Origin of the sequence: Pseudophaeobacter sp. C1-32P7 (assembly GCF_041008775.1) — a bacterium.
Lineage (GTDB): Bacteria > Pseudomonadota > Alphaproteobacteria > Rhodobacterales > Rhodobacteraceae > Phycobacter > Phycobacter gallaeciensis_A.
The window spans coordinates 1-3,494 of record NZ_JAXGFR010000061.1 but is presented as its reverse complement, the minus strand read 5'-3'; the positions used below and the strand labels follow the sequence as shown (position 1 = coordinate 3,494).

At 65.1% G+C, this 3,494-nt stretch carries 4 protein-coding genes; all 4 read right to left on the bottom strand.

Annotation, left to right across the window (positions count from 1 at the left end):
- Positions 1-635: type IV secretion system protein (locus SM763_RS23970; RefSeq protein WP_369000078.1), on the bottom strand; the 635-nt coding region annotated here is incomplete at its 3' end.
- The gene (locus tag SM763_RS23965) at positions 632-1,744 is read right to left on the bottom strand and encodes a transglycosylase SLT domain-containing protein (RefSeq protein WP_369000076.1); all 1,113 of its coding nucleotides are present in this window, start codon (positions 1,742-1,744) and stop codon (positions 632-634) included. The genes SM763_RS23965 and SM763_RS23970, both read right to left, overlap by 4 nt.
- Positions 1,741-1,950 carry a hypothetical protein gene (locus tag SM763_RS23960; RefSeq protein WP_369000074.1) on the bottom strand — a complete coding sequence of 70 codons (210 nt, stop codon included), beginning with the start codon at positions 1,948-1,950 and terminating at the stop codon, positions 1,741-1,743. The genes SM763_RS23965 and SM763_RS23960 overlap by 4 nt, the downstream gene beginning before the upstream one ends.
- On the bottom strand, positions 1,947-3,494 hold a 1,548-nt coding region (locus SM763_RS23955; protein WP_369000072.1), incomplete at its 5' end, for a VirB4 family type IV secretion system protein. The genes SM763_RS23955 and SM763_RS23960, both read right to left, overlap by 4 nt.

Here is a 3,494-nt window from a genome sequence, read left to right as displayed (position 1 = left end):
TCGGCGGTGACGCGGGTGTTGAGATCGACGGCGGCCTTCAGCCCGTCCTGATCGTCGATGAGCCCGACCATGGTCTCCAGCCGCTCAAGGCTTTGCCCCGCCTCTTCATGGCTTTCCTGCGCGGCGACTGACAGCATGGCGCTGGTCCCGGCCGAGGTGGCGATGCGGTTGTCGGCAGGCTGATCGGAGTCCGAAAGCGTGCTCAGGCGTTCCGAAGTAAACCCGCTACCAGACAGCACGCGCTCGACGGAGGCCGAGAGTTCTGCGCCCGGATTGAACCCGCTCAGGAAATCGCCGCTGGCCAAGGACTGCGCGGTGTTGAGCGGGGCTACAAGCTTACCACGCAGCGCGCGGAATTCTTCGACCGTTGCAAAGAGCTCACCGAGCCCGCTGCCTTCGATCAGCGAGGTCAGTTGCGCCTCGAGGTTGGTGAGCTGCGACAACTGGGTTTCCAGTTCCAGCCGCATGGTGGCGAGCTGCTGCATCTGGACGTTCAGATCCTCGGCCATGTGCTCGAGCTGGGCCACGAGCTGGCCAAGCTGCGAGCCATCGAAGGTTGGTACGCCTTGGGCAGCAGCGGGCGAGGCGAGCCCGAGTGTTGTGACCGCCGCGGCGGTCAGGAGAAGGTGTCTCATTCGGGAACTCCCATCTGCATGAAGTCGCGCTCGGCCAGACGGTCGGCGACGAGGTGCTGAGCATAGGCCGCCTCGCGCTGCTGGTTTGCGGCCATCAGCCGGACGCGAAGGTTGAGGATGCGGCCGATCTCGGCCTTGGCGTAGGTGTTAAGCTCCCAGGCCGCCTTGGCATTGGGTTGCGCATCGATCTGCAGGATGATCGCGCGCAGGCGGTTGATCACTTGCTCGGTCGTTGCCGAACTGTCGGCGGCGTAATAGACGCCCGCCTCGGAGATGCTGGCATATTCGGCGAGCGCGAAGTCCGAGGGAGAGAGCGTCCCGAGCGCGTCGGCGCCACCGACCACGGCGAGGTATTCGTTGTAGAATTTCGAGATGTTGCGCACGTAGCCTTGGGTTTCGGCGAAAGGCGGCACGCCCCCGTATTCGATCACCCGGCCCGGCCCCGCGTTATAGGCTGCGAGCGCATGTGCGATGTTGCCGAAGCGATTGAGTTGCGTGGTGATGTAACGCGCGCCGCCGCGCAGGTTGTCTTTCACATCGTAGCGGTCGACTCCAAGATCGGAGGCGGTGCCGGGCATGAGCTGGGTCAGACCATAGGCTCCGACCGGGCTTTGTGCCGCGACGTTGAACCGGCTCTCCTGCTTGATCAGGGCCTGGAAGAGGCAGCGCCACTGGGTGGCCGAGAGACCCGCACGGGCCACGCCGGGGGCGCTTGCGAACTCGCCCGCGACCTCGACGATCATCATCTCGACGGTCTCACGGCCTTCGCCGAAAAGGCGGTTGTTCATCGGGCTTGGATCGGTGTTCGGGTAGACCGCCGCCACCCCGAAATCCGCATTGCCCTCGAGCGCGCGGATATCGAAGCCGGGACCGGTGATGGCCGCGGTCATCTCCTCGAGGACGCGCAGCTGGTCGGCCTGGACGTCGGCCAGCGTGGACTCGGTGCGATCCTTGTCCTGCTGGACGCCCAGATCTTCGGCAAGGGCCGCCGTCCGCGCAATGGCACGGCCGATCGCGGAATTGTCCTGTGTTGGCACGCCCTGGCCATGCGCGGGCAGGGCACCTAGGCCAAGGCAGAGCCCGGCGGATATGATCGCGGCGCGGCTCATTCCGGACGGGGTAGGGGTTCGAAGGAGCAGTCAGGCTTGGCCGTCTCTTGAACCGGAGTGCCCATGGTCGAAAAGGAAAGCGCGGACCGCGTCACCTGCGGCGCGCCATTGCGTCCGAAGCAGGGCGAGGTTTTCTCGGTGTATTTCTCGCAAGCGGCGAGCAGGCTCGCGGCGGCGCAAAGCGCGAGAAGGGGTTGCGAACTCATATCACATGTCTCCAGAAATCGGGATTGGCGCGCCAATCGGCAGGCACGCGGGCTTCGCCGGTGGCGCCGCCGCCAAGGATGGGCAGCAACTCTCCGAGCGCAGAGAGATCGGCATCGACGAAGACGCTGTCGCCCGCCGAGCGAACGAGCGCGATGCGCTGGCCGATGGTGGGCTGCACGAGAAGGGCCGCCTCCTTGGCGTTGACGCGGAGGAAGTCGTAGTCGGAGACAGTGGCACGATCGTTCGGGAAGAGGATCTGGGTGGGTACCGTCTCGACGATGGTCTTGCCGACGCGGCTGTCGCGCAACTGGCTCGGATACTGCGTCATCATGATCACGACGCAGTTCATCTTGCGCAGCGTCACCAGCCAGTTTTCCAGCCGCGCCCCGAAGTAGGGATCGTCGAGAAGCTTCCAGGCCTCGTCGAGCACGATGATGGTGGGGCGGCGGTCCTCGACCACGCGTTCGATCTGGCGGAAGATATAGGAGAGCACCGCCATGCGCTCGGTCGTCATGTCGAGGATCTCGGTCATGTCGAACCCGATGATATCGCCCGTGAGCTTGAGACCCGCCCCGCGTTCGGGTTCGTCAAAGACCCAGCCGTAGCGCCCGCCCGGTGCCCATTCGGCCACGCGGGATTGCAGCTCGCCGTCGTCATCGAGCGATTGGAACAGGGTCTCGAAACTGGCGAAGCGCTGCAGCGCTGCGCCCGCATCGGCGTTCTGCCCGACGGCGCTCTGGATGTGGCGGGATTGCTCGCCTGAGAGCGTGCCGTTGCGCGTGAGAAGGGTTGCAAGCCAGTCCGAGAGCCAGGCACGGCCCCGTTTGTCGGTCTCGGTGGCGAGCGGGTTCAGCCCCGTGGGCACGCCTGCCCGGATTTCGTTATAGCGGCCGCCAAGGGCGCGGACAGCCATCTCAAGTCCGCGATCCTTGTCGAAGAAAAAGAGCCGTGCGCCAACCCGCTGCGCTTGGGCTGCGAGAAAGGCGGTGGTCAGCGTCTTGCCCGTGCCTGTACGTCCCAAGACGAGGGTGTGGCCAACGGTCGGTTCTTTGCCCGGGCCGCCCGCCTCGTGGAAATTTAAGCGATAGCCCGAGGTGCCGACCGTGGGCAGGACCGAAATGGTCTGACCCCAAGGGGATTGGTCCGGGCCACGCCCTTCGACGCTGCCGTGTAGTGCGGCGAAGTCGGCGAAGTTGATCGAGGAGATCGGCGTCTTGCGGGCGCGGTAACCGAAGTTGCCGGGGGATTGCGCGAAGTAGGTGGCTTTCAGCGCCATGTTTTCGCGGACGATGACGGACATGATCTCCTGGCCCACGCGTTTGATCTGGGCAGCGGCGCGCTCGAGCGTGTCGCGGTCCGGCGCATAGACGGCGATGGAAAGGTGATGGTCGCCAAAGGCGATGCGCCCCGCCTCCTGGTCATCGGCGGCCTGGCCGAGCTGTTCGCGCAGAGAAACGGCGGCATCGTCTGAGGCGTGCATCTGGCGGATGATGCGCTGTATGCGCTCGGCCATGATGTTGTTCGGGATCGGGCTGAAGGAGTT

Coding starts and splice junctions, on each gene's coding strand:
- SM763_RS23960 (WP_369000074.1), bottom strand. CDS start 1,950: ATGAGTTCGCAACCCCTTCTCGCGCTTTGCGCCGCCGCGAGCCTGCTC.
- SM763_RS23965 (WP_369000076.1), bottom strand. CDS start 1,744: ATGAGCCGCGCCGCGATCATATCCGCCGGGCTCTGCCTTGGCCTAGGT.